The following is a 19,823-nucleotide window of genomic DNA, read 5'->3' on the forward strand; positions in this document are numbered from 1 at the left end:
TCGAGTGTGGGGTTTTGTCCCGCAGTCGACGCTCCGACTACGGGCGGCCGGAAAGTCGCGCTGCGGCGACGGCCGCCTGGCCGAAGCTGATGCCGCCGTCGTTGGGTGGCACTCGGGAATGCGTCAGCACCCGGAACCCAGCACCCCCGAGACCCGCCACCACGCCTTCCACCAGCAGTAAATTCTGGAAGACCCCGCCGGACAACGCCACCACGTCCACGCCAGTACGGTCTCGGAGTTGGCCGCACACCCGTACCACCAAGTCGACCAGTCCATTGTGGACACGAGCGGCGATCACCGGTCCTGGGACGCCGGCACGTACGTCGTCAGCAACCGCTCGTACGAGATCGACCCCCTGGACTTCGAGCGTCTCACCATCGAGCACCGCGAGCCGATAGTGGCCCTTTTCGGTACGGTCAGCGAGTTGTTCAAGTTCGACCGCGGCCTGACCCTCGTAATTGATCGCCTCCCGGACGCCGACGATCGCGGCGACGGCGTCCAGCAGCCGGCCAGCACTGGAGGTCAGTGGCGCGTTGATCCCACGCCTGGCCATCGTGACCACAGTGGACCAGTCGCCCTCATGTCGCTGCGAGAGTACCGAGAAGTCGTCGATGCCGGCCGCGTCCAAATAGGCGGCGGCCATCCGCCACGGCTGTTTGATCGCGGCCGCGCCGCCGGGCATCGCGACCGGCGCGAGCCGGCCGACCCGGGTGAAGCCGACCAGATCGGCGAGCAGGAACTCACCACCCCAGATGGTCCCATCGGTACCAAAGCCGGTGCCGTCGAAGGCAACCCCAATGACCGGCCCCGACTCACCGTTGTCGGCCAGGCAGGACGCGATGTGGGCATGGTGATGCTGGACTCCAACAAGCTCGACGTTTTCCAGCTCCATAGCGTATTTTGTGGACAGGTATTCGGGATGCAGGTCGTGCGCGACCACCGCTGGCTCGATGTCGAAGAGGCGGCCAAAATGTGCGATGCCTTCGGTGTACGAGCGCAGGGTCTGATAGTTCTCCAGGTCGCCGATGTGGTGCGAGACAAAGGCGTGCCGCCCTTTGGCCAGGCAGAAGGTGTTTTTTTGCTCTGCTCCGCAGGCCAGCAGCGGTTGTGGTGTCTCAGGACGCAAAGTCAGCGGCTCCGGCACGTATCCGCGGGAGCGCCGGATCATCATGGGGCGGCCGCCGACCGAGCGAGCCACCGAGTCATCCGTACGGATGTGGATCGGCCGGTCATGGGTGAGGAATGCGTCGGCGATGGTGCCGAGCCGGGCCAGCGCGTCGGCATCCTCGTAGGCGATGGGCTCATCGGAAGTGTTGCCGCTGGTCAGCACGATCGGGCCGCCGACCGCCCGCAGCAACAGGTGGTGCAGCGGCGTGTACGCCAGCATGAGGCCGAGTTGGCGGTTGCCGGGCGCGACGGATTTCGCTAGCGCGGTGCCCTCCCTCCGGTCGCACAGCACGATCGGCCGCCGCCAACCGCTGAGCAGTTTCCGCGCCGCCGCGTCCAGCGAACACCATTCGCGGGCATCGTCCACTGTGGCCACCATCACCGCGAAAGGCTTGTCCTCACGGTGTTTGCGGCTGCGCAGGGTTGCCACCGCCGGCTCGTCAGTGGCCAGCACAGCCAAGTGATAGCCGCCGATTCCCTTGATGGCCAAAACCGCCCCGGCCCGCAACATCTCAGCCGCGGTGGGCAAACTCGGCCCGGCCAACGGCTGGCCGGCGGAGTCGAGCAGATCCAACCGCGGCCCACAGTCAGGACAACACACCGGCTGCGCGTGGAACCGCCGGTCCGCCGGATCATGGTATTCGGTCTCGCACCGGGCACATATGGGGAATTTAGCCATGGTGGTGAAAGGCCGGTCGTACGGGACGTCCTTGACGATGGTGAAACGCGGTCCGCAGTTGGTGCAGTTGACAAACGGATACTGGTAACGCCGGTCGGCTGGGTCGTCCAGCTCCGCAAGGCAGTCCGCGCAGGTGGCACTGTCCGCCGACACCAAAGTGTTGCGCTGGGCCTGCGTTTGGCTGGCGACAATGGCGAAAGCCGGCCAACCGACCGGGTCGGCGACAGTGGATTCCACCTTTTCCACCACCGCCAGCGGCGGCGCCTGCGCTCGTACGGCCGCGATGAAGCGCGCCAAAGTGTCCGGATCGGCCTCCACGTCCAACAGGACGCCGGAAGAATCGTTGCGCACCTGTCCGGTCACCCCGAGCCGGTTCGCCAATGCGTAGACAAACGGCCGAAAACCGACGCCCTGCACGACACCCTCAACCCGTACCAGCCTGCGCTCCCGCCCGGACATAGCCGCAGTCTGCTCCCTGCCGGCCCCGCCGTCCAGCGCCCAGAATGCACCGCGTTGATGGCAGCGGTCTGATAAAAGCCAGAAATTCCCTGGTTTTCCTTGCGCCTGACGCATAACAATGACTGTCGCGACAACACGGGCCTACCCTGTCGATTCGACAAGGAGGGCGGAGAATGCGCTACGACCACGCGCTGTCCGGTCCGCTGTCGCCCGACGGCATGCTCGCGCTTTTCGACGTGGCCATCGTCGAGCCAGTGTCCGAACCTTCACGGCAGCGCCACTACGAGCACTGGTGCATCGAGCTTCAGCAGCGGGCCGCGAGCCTCGGCATCCGGTGGACGCCCGCCGCCGGTGTGGCGGCCGTCTTCACCCGGATGACCCCCGACCGATTGACCGACATCCTGCTCCGGATCATCGAGACCACACCGGTTTTCCCGCTCCCCACCGGCACCGATCCATTGCCGTCCCGGCGGCCTCGCCGCCCTCGGCGAGGCCCGGCTCACACCGCCCCACACCGGACTGAGCCGGGCCGCCCGCCAGCCTTTCACTCGGGGTTTGTCAGGTCAGGTGAGGGTCGCGCGTACGGCAGCGCCCGGCTCCGCACCGGCCTGAGCGACGACGACGCCCTCGGGCGTACGGATGGAGGAACGACCCGCGGTCTTGGAGAACCCGCCGCCGGTCGACCCCGCGCAGCTCGCGAAGGCCACCCAGACCCGGTGGTCAGCAACGATCCGGCGGGCCCGCGATTCGATGACATCGGCGGCGTTCTCGACGAGGCCGCCGACGTACGCGTCGATGCCGAGCGCGGCGGTGTCCGCGGCGTGCTCCGGATGGCCAGTGTCTTTGCAGATGGCGAGTCCGAGGCGCCACCCGTCCACGGCCAGCACCGCTGGGTTCTGCGCCGGCACGAACCGCTCGGCCTCTGCCGCGCCGAGGTTGATCTTCCGGTACACCACGGTGGCGTCGGAGCTGTCGACGGCCAGCATCCCGATGCATGGCCCCGCGAGCGGCGCTCCAACCAGCGCCAGCGCGCCGGCCGCGACGCATGCCTGGATGATCGGCGCCAGCCGCGGGTCGTCGGGGCTGACCAACGGCGCGTCCAGCTCGTACCCGGTCAGCGACAGCTCAGGAAAGACCACTACCCGCGCACCGGCACGCCGTACGACCGCGGCCTGCGTTTGGGCGTTCGCGCTCACGTCGTACGACACCAGGGCCGGTTGGGCGACCGCGATCACCAGCGAGCTGGCCTTCATGACGTCCGACCGTACGCGCCAGTGAATATGGACACATCGGATATCAGGAACACGTCAGGAATTTGGCGTCGGTGTCAAGAACGCGTTAGGGGCTCTCACCGAAGGCGCCCGCCCGACACACGATGTGCGGCGTGACAGCAAAAGAATCTCCATCGGCACTGGCCTGAAATGGAGAACAAGCGGCGGTCGGCGGGACGTATGGACACCGTATTGGTAGTCGACGACGAGGCTCCGCTGCGGCGAGCGCTGCGGGTGAACCTGCGGGCCCGCGGGTACGACGTACAAACCGCCGCGGATGGCCGTACGGCCCTGGAGGTCGCCGCGAAACGACAACCGGACCTGGTGATCGTGGACCTCGGCCTGCCGGACATCGACGGTGTGGAGGTCGTCCGCGGGCTGCGCGGCTGGACCAGTGTTCCGATCATCGTGCTGTCGGCTCGTACCGAACAGTCCGACAAGGTGTCAGCGCTGGACGCGGGCGCCGACGACTACGTGACGAAGCCATTCGGTATGGACGAGCTGCTGGCCCGGATGCGGGCCGCGTTGCGCCGCGGCACGGTCGCCGACGAACGGCCGGTCATCACCACCGCCGACTTCAGCATCGACCTGGCCGCGAAACGGGTCGTCACCCAGGCCGGCGAGATCCGGCTGACGCCGACCGAGTGGAGCATCCTGTCCATCCTCGCCCGGCACCGCGGCAAGCTGGTCGGCCAACGTCAACTGCTCCAGGAAGTGTGGGGCCCGCGGTACGGCACCGAGACCAACTACCTGCGGGTTTACGTGGCTCAGCTGCGCCGCAAGCTGGAGCCCGACCACGCTCGGCCGCGCTACCTGGTGACCGAACCGGGCCTGGGCTACCGGCTGGACGCCTGAGCGGCTTCGGCTCGTACGGCCGGCAGCGCGATCACCATCGTCACGCCACCTCCCGGGGTGTCTTCGGGTGTCAGCGTCCCGCCCATCGCCTCGGTGAACCCGCGGGCGACCGCGAGACCGAGCCCAACGCCAGTGGTCGTGTCTCGGTCACCAAGGCGCTGGAAGGGCGCGAAAACCCGCTCTCGATCGTCCGCGCGGATGCCCGGTCCGCGGTCGATGACCCGCAGCTCGACCCGGTCGAGGTGGGCGCTGGCAGTCACTGTCACCAGACCGGTTGGCGCATGTCGTACGGCGTTGGACACCACGTTGGCGACGACCCGCTCCAGCAGACCCGGGTCAGCGAAGACGGGACGCTGGATGCCCGGGATGTCCACCTGGATCCGGCCGAGGTCGTGCTGGTCTATGCCGCGCAGCGCGCGTGAGATGACCTCGTCGTAGCCCACCGGCTGGCAGGTCGCCGTCACCGAACCAGTGTGCAGCCGGCTCATGTCCAGCAGGTTCGCCACCAGATCGGTCAGTTGGTCGGCGGAGTCATCGATGGTGATCAGCAGTTCCTTGGTGTCGGCTTCGTCGAGCTCGATGTCCTCCGCACGCAGGCCCGCGATCGCCGCCTTGATCGAGGCCAGCGGCGTACGCAGGTCATGGCTCACCGCCGCGAGCAGCGCGGTCCGCATCTTGTTGCCTTCGGCCAGCTTGTCGGCCTCGGCGGCCTGTTTGGCGAGCCGGGCGCGCTGCAACGCGACGGCCGCCTGCTCGGCGAATGACACCAGCACGCGGCGGTCCGCCGCGGCCAGCGCGCGGCCCCGCAACAACAGCCGCAAATCGTCGGTGATCGGGATATCCTCGTCCGCGTCGGCGGTCTTGTGACACGGGCTCGGGCCAGCGAAGCCGGCCACCTGCCAGTGCTCGCGCTCATCCCGATCTCGCTCCAGCATGGTGACCGAAGTCAGCGCGAAGGCCTCCCGGATCTGCTCCAGAAGGCTCGGCACGCCCCGGTTTCCGGCCAGTACGCTGCGCGAAAGGGACGCCAGCATCGCGGTTTCGGCGCGCCCCCGAGCCGCCTGGGTGGCCCGCCGGGCGGACCGGTCCACCACTGTCGCCACGGCTATCGCGACCGCGATGTAGACCAGCAGCGCGACCACGTTGTTTCGCTCACCGATCGTGAAGCTTCCCACCGGCGGTACGAAAAACCAGTTCACGATCAACCCGCCAGCGATGGCCGCCAGCAGCGCTGGGTAGAGGCCACCGACCAAGGCCACCCCGACCACTGCCAGCAAGAACAGCAAAAGCGCCGAGGCCGGCGTGACATTGGTGCCCAGCGCCAGCAAAACCATCGTCAACGCGGGCAGTCCCACCGCGGCCACGACCATGGCGGCCGTACGCCGACGCCAGTTCAGCCCACCGGTCAGCTTGGGCAGCCGGCGCCGCAGAATCCCACCGGAATGGCCGTGGGTGACCATGTGTACGTCGATGTCGCCGGAGTCGGCGATGACGGTCGCCCCGATCCCCTCGTCGAAGGCGCGGGCCACCCGGGATCGGCGACTGGTGCCGATGACGAGCTGCGTCGCGTTCGTACCGCGGGCGAAATCCAGCAAGGCGACGGGAATGTCGTCGCCAACGACGGTGTGGAAACTGCCGCCGAGGCTTTCCACCAGCTCGCGCTGTCGGCTGAGTTTGGCTGGCGAGGCGCCGGTGAGCCCGTCGCTGCGCAGAACATGGACCGCGTGCACCTCACCACCGGCGGACCGGGACGCGATCCGGGCCGCCCGGCGGATCAGCGTCTCGCCTTCCGGCCCGCCGGTCAGCGCCACCACGACCCGCTCACGCGCCTCCCAGACCCGGCGGATGTCGTGATCCGTACGGTAGCGGTTCAAAACCTCGTCCACCCGGTCCGCTACCCACAACAGCGCGAGCTCACGCAACGCGGTCAGGTTGCCGACCCGGAAGTAGTTCGACAAGGCCGCGTCGATCCGCTCGGGCGGATAGATGTTGCCGTGCGACATTCTTTTTCGCAGCGCTTCGGGTGCCATATCCACCAACTCGATCTGGTCGGCACGGCGAACCACCTCGTCCGGAACGGTCTCGCGCTGCGGCACCCCGGTGATGTGTTCGACTACGTCGTTGAGGCTCTCCAAATGCTGCACGTTCACCGTGGACAACACGTCGATGCCGGCAGCCAGCAACTCCTCGACGTCCTGCCACCGTTTCTCGTGACGTACGCCCGGAATGTTGGTGTGCGCGAGTTCGTCAACGACGACCAGGCGGGGCCGTCGTTCCAGAATCGCGGCGAGATCCATTTCGGTGAACGACGTACCGCGGTAGTCAACCAGCCGACGCGGCACAGTTTCCAGCCCTTCGAGCTGGCCTGCGGTGAGCTCGCGGCCGTGCGTCTCGCAGAATCCGACGACGACATCGCACCCTCGCTTGAGGCGGCGGTGCGCCTCGCCAAGCATCGCGTACGTCTTGCCGACTCCGGGCGCCGCGCCCAGATAGATTCGCAGCAGTCCACCGGCCATGGCTCCAGTTTCCCTCGCGCCGCCGCGCTTTCGAGCGAGCGCCGTCACACTGCCCGTCAAGGACGCGTCAAGACATCTGCCAAGTGGCGTCAAGGGACCGTCAACGCCACTCTGTGCCCTGTCGGTAGTCCTTACCGTCGTGGTCGCGGAGGCACCCGCCGACCGCGTCCTGCGTTTTCCCGGAGGGGGGTCAGTCGCGATGAGCGACCTGATCTTCGTAGTACTCACGGTCGCCGTGTTCGCTCTGATCGCACTCGTGGCGAGAGGAGTCGAGCGGTTGTGAGCGTGCAGTTTCTCGCCAATATCGTCGGCCTGATCGTGGCCGTCGCGCTGATCGGCTATCTGGTGATAGCCCTGCTGTTCCCGGAGAAATTCTGATGTCAGCAACGGCAGCCGGATGGCTGCAGGTTCTGGTACTGGTGGCCGCGCTGGTAGCGGCGCACCGGCCGCTGGGCGATTTCATGGCCCGGACGTTCACGGCCGTCAAACACGGGCGGATCGAACGTGTACTTTACCGGGTGATGGGAATCGACCCGGAGGCCGACATGGCCTGGCCGGTCTACCTTCGTAGCGTACTGGCCTTCTCCGCGGTCTCAGTGCTTTTTCTGTACGCCTTCGAGCGGCTGCAGGACAAACTCTGGCTGTCGCTCGGGTTCCCGCCGGTCGCACCCGACCAGGCCTGGAACACCGCGACCAGTTTCGTCACCAACACCAACTGGCAGTCGTATTCCGGTGAGTCGACGATGGGGCATCTCGTCCAAATGGCTGGGCTCGCCGTACAGAACTTCGCCTCCGCTGCCGTTGGCATCGCGGTCGCGGTCGCGTTGATCCGCGGCTTCGCGCGGGCCAAGACGAACCGGCTCGGCAATTTCTGGGTCGACCTTTTTCGGGCCAGCTTCCGGATCCTGCTGCCGCTGTCGATCGTCGCCGCGCTGGTGCTGGTCGCCGCCGGCACGATCCAGAACTTCTCCGCCGGTACGGACGCGCACACCCTCGCGGGTGCGACCCAGCATCTCACTGGCGGGCCGGTGGCCTCGCAGGAGGCGATCAAGGAGTTGGGTACGAACGGGGGCGGTTTCTACAACGCGAACTCCGCGCACCCGTTCGAGGATCCGCGCGCCTGGACCAGCCTGTTCGAGATTTTCCTGTTGTTGGTGATCCCGTTCTCGCTGCCACGCGCCTTCGGCAAGATGATCGGCGACACCCGGCAGGGCTACGCGATCGCCGGCGTGATGGGCATTCTCTGGGCGGCCTCGGTTGGCCTGCTGACCTGGGTGGAAACCGCGCACCCGGGCCTCGCGCCGCAGCTGGCGGGCTCGGCGATGGAGGGCAAGGAAGTGCGGATCGGCGTACCATTGTCCGCGCTTTTCGCCAGTTCCACGACATTGACCTCCACTGGTGCGGTGAACTCGTTCCACGACTCGTTCACCGCGTTGGGTGGCGGGATCACGATTTTCGACATGATGCTCGGCGAGATCGCTCCCGGCGGCACCGGTTCGGGTCTTTACGGAATGCTGATCCTGGCGATCATCGCGGTGTTCGTCGCCGGGCTGATGGTGGGGCGTACGCCGGAATACCTGAAAAAGAAGATCAGTGCGCGGGAAATGAAGCTCGCCTCCCTCTACATTCTGACCACTCCGGCCCTGGTGCTGATCGGCACCGCGGTGGCGATCGCCATCCCGGCCGGCACCGGCTCCATTCTCAATCCCGGGGCGCATGGTCTTTCCGAAGTGCTTTACGCCTTTACGTCAGCCGCCAACAACAACGGCTCAGCTTTTGCTGGCCTGTCCGTGAACACCGGCTTCTATAACACCGCGCTCGGGCTGGTAATGGTGCTCGGCCGGTTCGTTCCGATGGTGTTCGTCCTCGCGCTGGCCGGATCGCTGGCACAGCAGAGCGCGGTGCCCGAGACCGCCGGCACACTGGCCACCCACAAGGGACTCTTCGTCGGCCTGTTGGTCGGGGTGGTGCTGATCGTGGTGGGGCTGACGTACTTCCCGGCGCTCGCGCTGGGCCCGCTGGCCGAAGGCCTGTGACCTGTGACTGAGACTTCGAGACTGAATTCCTTGAGGACGTGCGTGAAATGACCACCCCTACCACCGAGGCGCCCACGCGGACCCCGGAACAGAAGGAAAAACCGGACGACTCCGGGCACCGCGTACAGGCCGGGCTGCTGGATCCGAAGCAGCTGGTGACCTCTTTCCCGGACGCGTTGCGCAAACTCAACCCGGCGACGCTGTACCGCAACCCGGTGATGTTCATCGTCGAAATCGGGTCGGCGCTGTCCACCGTGATGGCGATCATCGACCCCAGTGTTTTCGGGATCGTCATCGCGATCTGGCTCTGGTTGACGGTTTTGGCGGCCAACCTCGCCGAGGCGGTCGCCGAGGGCCGCGGCAAGGCGCAGGCCGACAGCCTGCGCAAGACCCGTACGGACACCGTCGCCCGCCGGCTTTCGGGCTGGGAGAAGGGTCGTACGGACATCCCTGAGACGGAGGTCCGCGCCAACGACCTCTCGCTCGGCGACCATGTGGTGGTCGAGGCCGGCCAGATCATTCCCGGCGACGGCGATGTCGTCGAAGGCATCGCGAGCGTCGACGAGTCGGCGATCACTGGCGAATCCGCGCCGGTGATCCGGGAGGCCGGCGGCGACCGGTCCGCGGTGACCGGTGGTACGCGCGTACTTTCCGACCGGATCGTGGTAAAAATCACCTCCCGGCCCGGCGAGACCTTCGTGGACCGGATGATCGCGTTGGTCGAAGGCGCATCCCGACAGAAGACGCCGAACGAGATCGCGCTGAACATCCTGCTGGCGAGCCTCACCATCATTTTCCTGATGGCGGTCGTCACGCTGCAGCCGCTGGCGATCTATTCCAAGGCACCACAGTCGCTCATTGTTTTGGTCGCCCTGTTGGTCTGCCTGATCCCGACCACGATTGGCGCGCTGCTGTCGGCGATTGGCATCGCCGGCATGGACCGGCTCGTCCAGCGCAACGTGCTGGCGATGTCCGGGCGCGCGGTCGAGGCGGCCGGTGACGTGAACACGTTGCTGCTGGACAAAACCGGAACCATCACGCTCGGCAACCGGCAGGCGGTGGAATTCCTGCCGGTCGGCGCGGCGACGCCCGACGAGGTCGCCAACGCGGCGCAGCTTTCCAGCCTTTCCGACGAAACCCCGGAGGGCCGGAGCATCGTCGTACTGGCCAAGACGAAGTTCGGGCTGCGCGAGCGCGCCCCGGGCGAGTTGCCGGGCGCCGAATTCGTGCCTTTCACCGCCCAGACCCGGATGAGCGGCATCGACTTACCCGACGGACGTCAGGTCCGTAAGGGCGCGGCGGCCGCGGTCGCCGACTGGGTACGCAACGAAGGCGGTGTCGTACCAGCCACCCTTGGTGAGGCGGTGGACGGAATCTCCGGCTCTGGCGGCACTCCGCTGGTGGTCGCCGAGAAAACCGGCGGCCGCGCGGTCGTAGTCGGTGTCATTCACCTCAAAGATGTGGTGAAGACCGGCATGCGGGCGCGGTTCGACGAGTTGCGGGCCATGGGCATCCGTACGGTCATGATCACCGGCGACAACCCGTTGACGGCCAAGGCGATCGCGGACGAGGCCGGCGTCGACGACTTTCTCGCCGAGGCCACCCCCGAAGACAAAATGGCACTGATCAAACGGGAGCAGGCCGGTGGCAAGCTGGTCGCGATGACCGGCGACGGCACGAACGACGCGCCGGCGCTCGCGCAGGCCGATGTCGGTGTCGCGATGAACACCGGTACGTCGGCGGCAAAAGAGGCCGGCAACATGGTCGACCTCGACTCCAACCCGACCAAACTGATCGAGATCGTGGAGATCGGCAAGCAGTTGCTGATCACCCGCGGCGCGTTGACGACCTTCTCGATCGCCAACGACGTGGCGAAGTATTTCGCGATCATCCCGGCGATGTTCGCAGTCGCGTACCCAGGTTTGGACGCACTGAACATCATGCGGCTGCACAGCCCGACTTCGGCGATTCTGTCCGCGGTCATCTTCAACGCGATCGTCATCGTCGCGCTGATCCCGCTGTCGCTGCGCGGAGTCCGCTACAGACCGGCATCGGCCGCGTCGATGCTGCGCCGCAACCTGCTTGTCTACGGCGTCGGCGGGCTGATCTCGCCGTTCATCGGCATCAAGATCATCGACCTGATCGTCCAGTTCATCCCCGGAATTCGGTGACCACCATGGCAACCTCCACCTCCACCATGCCGGCCTGGCTGCGCCGGCACCTGGCCGCGCTGCGGGCGCTGCTGGTCTTCACCGTGCTCCTCGGACTCGCGTACCCCTTGCTCATCACCGGCATCTCGCAGCTGGTCTTTCCGGGCGCGGCCAACGGATCCCAGCTCACCTCCGGCGACAAAGTGGTCGGCTCATCGTTGATCGGGCAGAACTTCACCGATGACAAGGGAAACCCGCTCCCCCGGTATTTCCAGTCCCGCCCGTCGGCGGCAGGCAAGACCGGCTATGACCCAACCTCCAGCGGCCCTTCCAACCTTGGACCAAACAATGCCGACCTGGTGAAGGCCATCAAACAACGGCGTGCGGAGCTGGCGGCTTTCAACGGCGTACCCGAATCGGCCGTACCAGCCGACGCCGTCACCGCCAGCGCCTCCGGCCTGGACCCGGACATCAGTCCGGCCTATGCGGCCATCCAGGTGGCCCGGATAGCGAAAACCCGCGGCCTTTCGGTAGCCCAGGTGCAGCAGTTGGTCGACGACAACACCAGCGGACGTAACCTCGGTTTTATCGGCGACCCGCACGTGAACGTACTGCAGTTGAATCTCGCTTTGGACAAATTGCAGCCGTAAACCCAAAAATGGAGGCGACCTTGAGAAGTTGACCGGTCGAAAGCCGGAAATCGCCCGGCCAGCCGGGCCAACTTCTCAAGGTCAACCGCGTACCTGCTTATCTAGACGCACTCACACTGCAAGGACAGCCAGAACAGGCCAGCATGAGCCGCCGGACGCCGCTCAGTTCGCGAAGGATTTCTAACGGCTGAGCATTTCCACCGCTTTGGCGATGCGGCGCTCGCGGGTGGCGGTGGTTTTGGCTTCTTCGATGGCTCGTACGTGTTCTTTCCGATGGGTGTAGGGCATCGCGTCGAAGCGTTTCCGGGCCACCGGTTCGGCGTCGAGGGCCGCCGCGAAATCGTCGGGCACGGTGACCGTACGGGGTTCGGTATCGAGTTCCACCTCGACGGTGACCAGGTCACCGGCGGCGACGCCGGCGGCCGTACGGTTCTCGGCGCTGAGCGGAACCAGGAAGCGGCCGCCCATGCTGGCGATCGTCGTGCGATATGTGTAGCTGTTGACGGTGACGTTCACCGGCGGCCGTCTACCCGCCCCGAGGCCGTCCACGACGTCGTCCGGCACCTGGATGCCGGTCGCCGTTTTGCCACCCAGCTCAACGGTCGCCTCGAATGTCATCGTATCCCCCTCGCGTACGTGACCACGATCATGCCGCCAAGGCGGGACCATGTCACGCACCGACGCCTACTGAGTGGGCATTTGCTGGTGGCCGGTGGGAGCCGCCGGGGCCGGATTGTCGCGGACCTCGTTCTGGGCCGTACGCAAGCTGGCGACCGTGCTCGGATAGCGGAGTTGGGCGTTTTCGCTGGGAAAGTGAGAGCCGGGGCGGTCAAACCGGAAGGCGGAGGTCAGGTCACCGGCGGTCTTCCGGCGGAAGGCGCTGATATTCGGTTCGGACACGCCGAAGCGGGCCTCCAGGAAGCGAATCAGCGAGGTGTGATCGAAGGTTTCCGAACATACATAGCCGCCGGCCGTCCAGGGCGAGACGATCGTGGTCGGAACCCGGAACCCGAGGCCGATCGGGACACCGAGGACATACTCGTCGGGAGTGCCCAGTGGCGCCGTCGGCGGCACGACGTGGTCGAAATAGCCGTCGTTTTCGTCATACGTCAGGATGAAAACCGTCTTCGCCCAGACTTCCGGGTTGGACGCGATGGCGTCGATCTTCGACGCGATGTACTGCGCTCCGGCGGCCGGCATCCAGTTCGGGTGTTCGGTCTGCGCCGACGGGGCGACCAGCCAGGAAACCTGTGGGAGCCGGTCGTTCTTCGCGTCCGACTCGAACCAGCCGGCGGACTTCTTGACCATCGCCCGCTTGTAGAGCGGCGACGTCCGCGGCGCATCGGCATATTGCCGGAACCAGGCCAGCGCGTTGTCGTCGTAGTTGTCGTGCTCCTGATAGATCTGCCAAGAAATTCCGGCCTTCTCCAGCCGCTCCGGATAGGTGGTCCAGCGGCAGATCGGGTTGTTGTACGCCGGAGTGTTGACAAAGATCGGTCCGCCGGCCTTGCCTTGCGGGTCGATCATGCCGGTCCACATGTAAAGCCGATTCGGGTTGGTCGGGCCGATCACCGAGCAGTGATAGTTGTCGCACAAGGTGAAAGCCTCGGCGAGCGCCCAGTGGAACGGGATGTCCTCGGCGGTGAAATAGCCCATTGTGTTGCGGCCCTTGGCCGGGATCCAGGCGTCCATCTTTCCGTTGTTCCAAGCCACATGCTGGTCCGGCCAGTTGTGGGCACAGCCGGGCGTGGCCTGGGCGCTGGTTTTGGTGGTGTCGAACCGAAAAGGCAGCAAGTAGCCGTCGGGGTGGGTCGGATCCGGCTGGTGGAACACCGACCTCCCGGTGCCAAGGGTGATCGCGGTCGGGTCGGAGAAGCCGCGTACGCCAGGCATGCTCCCGAAATAGTGGTCGAAGCTGCGGTTCTCCTGCATCAGGATGACCACGTGCTCAATGTCGCGAAGGCGCGGGCGCGGCCGGCTCGGCGCGGCGGCCAGCACCTTGCGAACGTTGGTCGGCAACAGCGGGGACGCCAACGCGGCGGCGCCGGCCGCGCCAAGCAGCCGCCGACGGGTGATCGGGACAGGCGTGGTGGACAACGGATCCCCTAGTTTTGTGGGCGGAAGACGGCGATCCGGTCATGGCCAGAGTCGGCGACCAGGATGTCGGCGTTGGCGGCGAAAGCTATCGCCTGCGGGAATTTGAGCATGCCGGCGTCTGTGCTGTCGCCGAACTGGGCGAGGAACGGGCCGCTGGCCCGAAATATCTGCACGAAGCCGTAGTCCTGCTGGCTCACCAGGAGGTGGCCGGCCGGATCGACGCCGACCGCGGCCGGGTTGGACATCCCGCCGTACTGACTGTTCTGGCCGGCGCCAAGCGTGGTTTTCGCAACTCCAGCTGGTGAATAGCTGACCACCGCGTCGTCGCCATTGCCGGCGGTGCCGTTCTGGGCGACCCACAGCGTGCCGTCCGGACCGACCGCGATGCCTTGCGGGCCGCCCATTTTCGCGGTGATCGCCCGCTGGTACGTACGATCCACTGTGGAAAACACCGCGACCCGAACGTTTGCGCTGTCTGAGACGTACAAAAGGTCACCGCTCAGCGCGACTGACCGCGGCTCGAGCAATTGGCCCTGCCCGTAGGTCGCGATATACCGGCCGTACGCGGAAAATTCCTGCACCCGGTCATTGCCGGTGTCGGCGACGAAAACTCGCCCAGTGGCGCTGACCGCGACGCTCTGCGGGCTGCAGAACTGGCCGGGTCCAGTGCCCGCGCGGCCGAACCGCAGCAGGGATCGGCCACTCTGCGCGAAAACCGCCACTTGGTGGTGACCAGTGTCAGCAACCCACACGAAACCGCGCGAGTCCACCGCGACCCCGGCCGGCTCCCGCAGCTGGCCGCGGAGCTGGCTCACATAGACCGGCGGCACCATGGGTTGAACCGGCGTCACGGTGAATCGCACCGGGTCCGCGAGAGCGGTGTATCCGTCGTTGTAAAGGTAAAACGCGAGGTACTTGCCAGGCGTCAGCGAGCCGCTGCCGAAGTCGACGCTGCCGGCCTGCTGGGTCACGTACTGCCAGGTGGTGGACGGTCCCACGTACGAGCCGTCGACCGGCCCGTTGCCCGGGTCGGAATAGATGCCCACCCAGTTCGTCGAGGTGACCCTGTCCGCGGTCGTCGCGTACGTGAAAGTCACCTGCTCGCCCTGCTCCACACTCGGCGGGGTGACCGTGAGCGTCCCCCCGGCGATGGCCTTCGTGGCTCTCGTACGTTCGACCAGCATCCGGCGCGCCCTCTCGCTCCAGGCCGCACCCGCACGGCCGCCAAGACGCTACGTACGGCAGTACCGGCTGGTCAACCACCCCAGGCGAACGCAGGGAAAACATTTGCCCCGATACTGTCGACCGGTGCCGACCATTGTTTTCCTGAACGGGCCGTCGTCAGCCGGCAAGACCAGCCTCGGCCGCGCGCTGCAGAACCAGCTCGACGAGCCGTATTTGTTGCTCGGTCTCGACACGTGTTTCGCGATGGTGCCGGAGAAATGGGCCGGCGGCCCGGTCGGACCGTACCGGCATCTGGGCATCCATTATCAGGATTTGCCGGACCAGGATGGATGTTCGGTCCGTGGCATCGGTTATGGCGAGGCGGGATGGACCATGTTGTCCGGTTTCCACCTCGCGGTGGCGGCGCTGGTCGAGGCCGGCAACAACGTGATCGTGGACGAGATGCTGCTCGACGGCCGAGTCCGAGACCACTGGCTGGGCGTGCTCGCGCCGATGCGAACACTGTTCGTACGAGTCGACTGCGCGCTGCCCGAACTGGAGCGGCGGGAGCGGCTGCGCGGTAACCCGCCCGGGCTCAGCCGGTGGTCGTACGAGCGGGTGCACGACGGCATGCGGTACGACGCGACCATCGACACCACCCACCAGCTACCCACCGAGGCTGCCACTGGCCTCCTGCGGAGCGGAACTGTCGTACCCGGCTCGTAGAGTGTCCTTGACTGACCACGGACGAGCATGGGAGTGGCGCGAATGATCTTGGTGACGGGTGCGGGCGGGACGGTTGGCAGCGCCCTCCTCGACGAGCTGAGCGCTCTCGGCCACCAGCCGAGACGGGCCTTCCACTCCCCCGCCAAGACGGCCCTGGCCAGCGCGGATGGCCTGGACGCGGTCACCATCGACTTCGGCCAACCAGACACCCTTCCCGCCGCGATGGCCGGCGTCCAGACGGTTTTCCTGCTCGGGACCAGCGGTCCGAGCCAGCCTGAACACGAGGGCAACATGGTCGCCGCGGCTCGGGCGGCCGGCGTGCGGCGGATCGTCAAGCTGTCCGCGTGGCGCGCGGACGAGGACCTGACTCCGATCGGGCGCTTCCACCATGCGAGCGAGCAGGCCGTGCGGACCTCCGGGCTGGCTTGGACATTCCTGCGACCGAACTTCTACCTGCAGAATTTCACCCGCAGGCTGGCCGCGTCGATCCGGGATACCGGCGGTTTCGCCCAGCTGGCCAGCGACGCGCCGATCGCCTTCGTGGACGCCCGGGATGTGGCCGCGGTGGCCGCCCGGGTGCTCGTCGAGCCTGGTCACGACGAGCAGGCATACGAACTCACCGGCCCGGCGGCGCTCACCTACGCCGAGGCCGCCACGGCGATCGGGAAGGTGCTTGGCCAGCCGGTCGTGTTCCGTGGATTGACCGCCGCGCAGGCCCGCGCCGAGATGCTCGCCGACGGGATCCCGGCCGGGTTCGCGGACATCCTGCTGGAGGTCAGCCTGGCCTATCAGCATGGTGGTGCGGACCGGCTCACCACCACCGTGAAGGACCTCACCGGCCGCGAGCCGATCTCACTGGAGCGGTTCGTTCAGGATCATCGGGAGGCTTTCGCCTAGGCCCTGTCGGGGTTCACCAACGGTCGTGCACGTACGGCCGGATCAGCTCGTCGTAGACCGCCTTCACCTCGGCATGTACGTCGTCGCCGAGCGGCGCCAGCGCTGCCGCAGCGGCGTTTCCGGCCGCCTGCTCGGCATTGCGGGCGCCCGGAATGACCACCGACACCTGCGGCAGGTCGACGATCCAGCGCAGCGCGAACTGCGCCATAGTGGCGCCGTCCGGCACCAGCGGACGAAGCCGCTCGACGGCGCGTAGGCCTTCCTCGTACGGGACGCCGGAGAAGGTCTCGCCCACGTCGAAGGCCTCGCCGTGCCGGTTGTACGTCCGGTGGTCGTCCGGTCCGAAGGTGGTGTCCTTTGTGTAGCGACCACTCAAAAGCCCGGATGCGAGCGGCACTCGGGCGATGATCGCGACCCCGGCCGCGTCGGCAGCCGGCAGCACCTGCTCCAACGGCTTCAGCCGGAACGCGTTCAGGATGATCTGGACGCTGGCAACATGCGGACGGGCAATGGCCTTCAGCGCCTCGTCGACCGTTTCGACGCTCACGCCGTACGCGGCGACGCGACCCTCGTCGACCAGTTCGTCGAGCGAGTCGAAAACCTCGTCGGTGTCGTAGAGAGCCGCCGGCGGGCAGTGCAGCTGCACGAGATCGAGAATGTCAACGCCGAGATTGGTCCGGGACCGGTCGTTCCAGGCCCGGAAATGATCGCGGCTGTAGTTGGCCACGGTCTGCTCCGCGCGCCGGCCCATCTTGGTGGCCACCGTGATCCCGTCACCGCGCTCGCGCAGGAACTGGCCCACCAGCGTCTCGCTCCGGCCGTCGCCGTAAACATCGGCGGTGTCAAAGAAAGTCACTCCATGGTCGGCCGCCGCGTGCAACACGGCCAGCGCGTCCGCCTCGTCGACGGTGCCCCAGTCCGCGCCGAGCTGCCAGCAGCCCAGCCCGACCACACTGACCTCGCGGCCCAGCCGCTTCGCGATTCGTTTCTGCACATCCACGATCCTAGTAGTACTGACTCGAAAACATAGAGGCGAGTGGGTGGAAGAAGACCTCCGACACGACGAACGCAACCCACCTCCACGAGATGACTAGTGACGACTTACTGGGCAACTCGGTCAATTAGCGCAGGCCTGGGACGCGTCGCCGGACAGCGCCCACTTTTTCTGCCATCGCGTCCAAAACGGTCCGCAGCGGACCCGGAAGTGGACGCCCGGAGGAAATGTACGGGGCACTGCTCGACAGGACAACCAGCAAGGCCAATCCGATCGGCGCCAACCAGCCAGCGGCCGCCGCCAGGCTGCCGAAAAGCGGAATGCCGGTCACAACGTTCGCCGCGTTGCGTGCGCTGGCCGCCGACACGGGTTTGCTGCCGGCAAGCGCTGCGCCAGCCCCCGGTGACGGCGTTGGCGAGGCGGTGGGTGACGTGGAGTTCGGGGTGCTGGAGGAATTGTTCGACGGGTTCGACGGTTTCGGTGTAGGCGAGGGCGAAACCGCCGAGTGCAACGCCTTTTTCGCGGCTGCCAGCACATCGGTTGGCAGCGGGTACGCGCCCACAGGCAACTTCGTCTGCCCGTCCCCCAGCGCGTAGTCCAAGAATTTCACCACATTGGCCCGCCGTGGAGCCGAGTCGTCTGCTGGGATGACCGCGTACAGCACCAGCGGCATCACGTACGTACCATCGCCAGTCGCCTTGGGATTGGGGAAAAGCGTCCCGTCCGGCAGTTTCGTCATCTGTGGTACGGCCGCCTCCAGCGACTCTTTGGTGGGAGGGACGAACTTTCCGGCGGCATTCTGCAGCGCCATCGGGGTCAGCCCGAGGCCGCTGGCCGACGAGGTGTCGGTGATCGTGACGCTGAGGCCAACAATCGGCGTGCCCGCATCGGGTTCAAGGAGATTTCCCAGCACGGTGTTGCGCAGGGTGGTGAAATTGCTGGCGAGGCTGAGCGAGTTCGCGATCGGTACGCCGGCGCCGGGCAGCGGCAGGCTGGACACAGCACCAGCCGGCCAGAGGCTGTGACCTGCCGTCGTGTCGTACGCGGCGAAAGTCGTGGTGGTCGCCAACGTCGACGAATCCGCGGTGGCCAGCGCGGCGAAAGAGCGGACCGCGCCCTGCGGTGGATTTTGCGGCATCTCCGCGTTCCGCGTCACAAAAGCGGTAGCGATCGCGCTTTCCGGCGGAAAGACGGAACCACCGCGCAGGAAGTCCGCCAACTCGGCCGGCGTTGCCTGGATTTTGCTGACCGAGCGGTAGCCGAAGTTCGGGTTGGTGCCAAACCGGGCGTTCCCCGCGAAAGCGATGGTCGCGGCCTGCAGAGCGATCGGGATGAAGACTGCTTTGCGGGTCCCGCTGACCTTTGTGCCCCCGGGCGGGGTAAAACCGGTCGCGGAGAAAGCGAGGTCCGACTGGCCGCTCTGGAATGCCTGCAGAGCGGTGACCTCACCGGACTCGGTCGCGTCGACCGGCAGGCCTTTGCCGCCGGTGCCACACATTCCGGTGACCAACGAGAGGTAGACCGACGTACTCCCGGAGCCACCGGACGCCACCGCCGTGTCTTTGTCCCCCGCGCCACAGACACTGGTGCCGTCCGGCGCGAAAGTGAGCGCCGCACTGGCATACACGATGTTGCCGGTGATCGCCGACGTCACGGCATTCCTTGCGACCAGCACTGCCGGATGCTGGGCGTCAAAGGCCGGCGTCACCGTCGTCGTACCGGTGCCATCCGTCGACGTCAACGGAAACGAGCCGTTGCCTCGGAAAAGCACGAGCCGCGCCAGTAAGGTGCCGTCGGCGGCCGTCGTCGCGACGTACGGTGTGCCAATACCCTGTTTGTTGGTCGGCGCGCCAGCACTGCAGTAGAGCGCCTTTTTCCGGTACGGGTGCGCGTTCACCGTCTCGGTGTCCCACAGTCGCTCACCATGGGGATATCCGCGGGTGCCGACGCACTGACCCAACTCGACCCGGGTGTTGGCTGGAAAATTCGCACCGGCGACGGTGATGGTGTCGCCGTTGGCGAAGTCTTTCTGTTCGGCCGTCACTATTGTCAGGGTGGGATCGGCCGCGTACGCGGGCGACGACGCGACAATCGGCACGGACCCGCCGAGGATCGCGATCGTCAGCACCGCGACGGCACACCTCGTCAGGCTCCTCATGTGC

General features: G+C 66.4%; 15 protein-coding genes. 7 read left to right on the forward strand and 8 right to left on the reverse strand.

Annotated features, from left to right (window positions below):
* Window positions 1-37: 37 nt before the first annotated feature.
* A complete protein-coding gene (gene hypF / locus ABD301_RS26870; protein WP_344313207.1) occupies window positions 38-2,305 on the reverse strand; it encodes a carbamoyltransferase HypF in 2,268 nt (755 codons plus the stop codon).
* A gap of 563 nt (window positions 2,306-2,868) precedes the next feature.
* Window positions 2,869-3,558 (reverse strand): carbon-nitrogen hydrolase family protein, encoded by a 690-nt coding sequence (locus ABD301_RS26875; RefSeq protein ID WP_344313208.1) that lies wholly within the window; start codon window positions 3,556-3,558, stop codon window positions 2,869-2,871.
* A 198-nt stretch (window positions 3,559-3,756) separates the two neighbouring features.
* Here ABD301_RS26875 and ABD301_RS26880 point away from each other — a divergent pair, with 198 nt between their 5' ends.
* Window positions 3,757-4,431 carry a response regulator gene (locus ABD301_RS26880; protein WP_344313209.1) on the forward strand — a complete coding sequence of 225 codons (675 nt, stop codon included), beginning with the start codon at window positions 3,757-3,759 and terminating at the stop codon, window positions 4,429-4,431.
* On the opposite strand, the gene ABD301_RS26885 is transcribed toward ABD301_RS26880, so the two are convergent.
* On the reverse strand, window positions 4,413-6,947 hold the full coding sequence (locus ABD301_RS26885) for a sensor histidine kinase (protein WP_344313210.1): 2,535 nt from the start codon (window positions 6,945-6,947) through the stop codon (window positions 4,413-4,415). The genes ABD301_RS26880 and ABD301_RS26885 overlap by 19 nt on opposite strands.
* 285 nt (window positions 6,948-7,232) lie before the next feature.
* On the opposite strand from ABD301_RS26885, the gene kdpF reads away from it, so the two are divergent.
* Genes kdpF through kdpC form a run of 4 tightly spaced genes read left to right on the forward strand, consistent with a single transcriptional unit; the run spans window position 7,233 to window position 11,783 of the window.
* Window positions 7,233-7,325: a K(+)-transporting ATPase subunit F gene (gene kdpF, locus ABD301_RS26890; protein ID WP_163569343.1), complete on the forward strand. Its 93-nt coding sequence runs from the start codon at window positions 7,233-7,235 to the stop codon at window positions 7,323-7,325.
* Complete coding sequence (gene kdpA, locus ABD301_RS26895; RefSeq protein WP_344313211.1) at window positions 7,325-8,983, forward strand: potassium-transporting ATPase subunit KdpA; 1,659 nt, start codon at window positions 7,325-7,327, stop codon at window positions 8,981-8,983. The genes kdpF and kdpA overlap by 1 nt, the downstream gene beginning before the upstream one ends.
* A 47-nt stretch (window positions 8,984-9,030) precedes the next feature.
* The gene (kdpB, locus tag ABD301_RS26900) at window positions 9,031-11,154 is read left to right on the forward strand and encodes a potassium-transporting ATPase subunit KdpB (protein ID WP_344313212.1); all 2,124 of its coding nucleotides are present in this window, start codon (window positions 9,031-9,033) and stop codon (window positions 11,152-11,154) included.
* A gap of 5 nt (window positions 11,155-11,159) precedes the next feature.
* The gene (gene kdpC, locus ABD301_RS26905; RefSeq protein ID WP_163569318.1) at window positions 11,160-11,783 is read left to right on the forward strand and encodes a potassium-transporting ATPase subunit KdpC; all 624 of its coding nucleotides are present in this window, start codon (window positions 11,160-11,162) and stop codon (window positions 11,781-11,783) included.
* A 180-nt stretch (window positions 11,784-11,963) separates the two neighbouring features.
* Here kdpC and ABD301_RS26910 read toward each other — a convergent pair whose 3' ends face one another.
* The 3 genes from ABD301_RS26910 to ABD301_RS26920 all read right to left on the reverse strand — a co-directional run bounded on the left by ABD301_RS26910 (window position 11,964) and on the right by ABD301_RS26920 (window position 15,064).
* Window positions 11,964-12,401, reverse strand: coding sequence for a YdeI/OmpD-associated family protein (locus ABD301_RS26910; RefSeq protein ID WP_163569319.1), 438 nt, complete (start codon window positions 12,399-12,401; stop codon window positions 11,964-11,966).
* 66 nt (window positions 12,402-12,467) lie between these two features.
* On the reverse strand, window positions 12,468-13,880 hold the full coding sequence (locus tag ABD301_RS26915) for a phosphocholine-specific phospholipase C (RefSeq protein WP_344313213.1): 1,413 nt from the start codon (window positions 13,878-13,880) through the stop codon (window positions 12,468-12,470).
* Window positions 13,881-13,888: 8 nt separating this feature from the next.
* On the reverse strand, window positions 13,889-15,064 hold the full coding sequence (locus ABD301_RS26920) for an NHL repeat-containing protein (RefSeq protein WP_344313214.1): 1,176 nt from the start codon (window positions 15,062-15,064) through the stop codon (window positions 13,889-13,891).
* Between the two features lie 124 nt (window positions 15,065-15,188).
* On the opposite strand from ABD301_RS26920, the gene ABD301_RS26925 reads away from it, so the two are divergent.
* Together ABD301_RS26925 and ABD301_RS26930 are read left to right on the forward strand one after the other, a co-directional pair.
* A complete protein-coding gene (locus tag ABD301_RS26925) occupies window positions 15,189-15,770 on the forward strand; it encodes a chloramphenicol phosphotransferase CPT family protein (RefSeq protein WP_163569321.1) in 582 nt (193 codons plus the stop codon).
* A gap of 42 nt (window positions 15,771-15,812) precedes the next feature.
* Window positions 15,813-16,667 (forward strand): NAD(P)H-binding protein, encoded by an 855-nt coding sequence (locus ABD301_RS26930; protein ID WP_344313215.1) that lies wholly within the window; start codon window positions 15,813-15,815, stop codon window positions 16,665-16,667.
* 13 nt (window positions 16,668-16,680) lie between these two features.
* Here the strand turns inward: ABD301_RS26930 and ABD301_RS26935 are convergent, their stop codons facing one another.
* Both ABD301_RS26935 and ABD301_RS26940 read right to left on the reverse strand, forming a co-directional pair.
* On the reverse strand, window positions 16,681-17,661 hold the full coding sequence (locus tag ABD301_RS26935) for an aldo/keto reductase (RefSeq protein ID WP_344313217.1): 981 nt from the start codon (window positions 17,659-17,661) through the stop codon (window positions 16,681-16,683).
* A 127-nt stretch (window positions 17,662-17,788) separates the two neighbouring features.
* A complete protein-coding gene (locus tag ABD301_RS26940; RefSeq protein WP_344313218.1) occupies window positions 17,789-19,819 on the reverse strand; it encodes a hypothetical protein in 2,031 nt (676 codons plus the stop codon).
* Window positions 19,820-19,823: the final 4 nt, after the last annotated feature.

The sequence above is a fragment of the Fodinicola feengrottensis genome (assembly GCF_039530045.1).
Classification (GTDB): domain Bacteria; phylum Actinomycetota; class Actinomycetes; order Mycobacteriales; family HKI-0501; genus Fodinicola; species Fodinicola feengrottensis.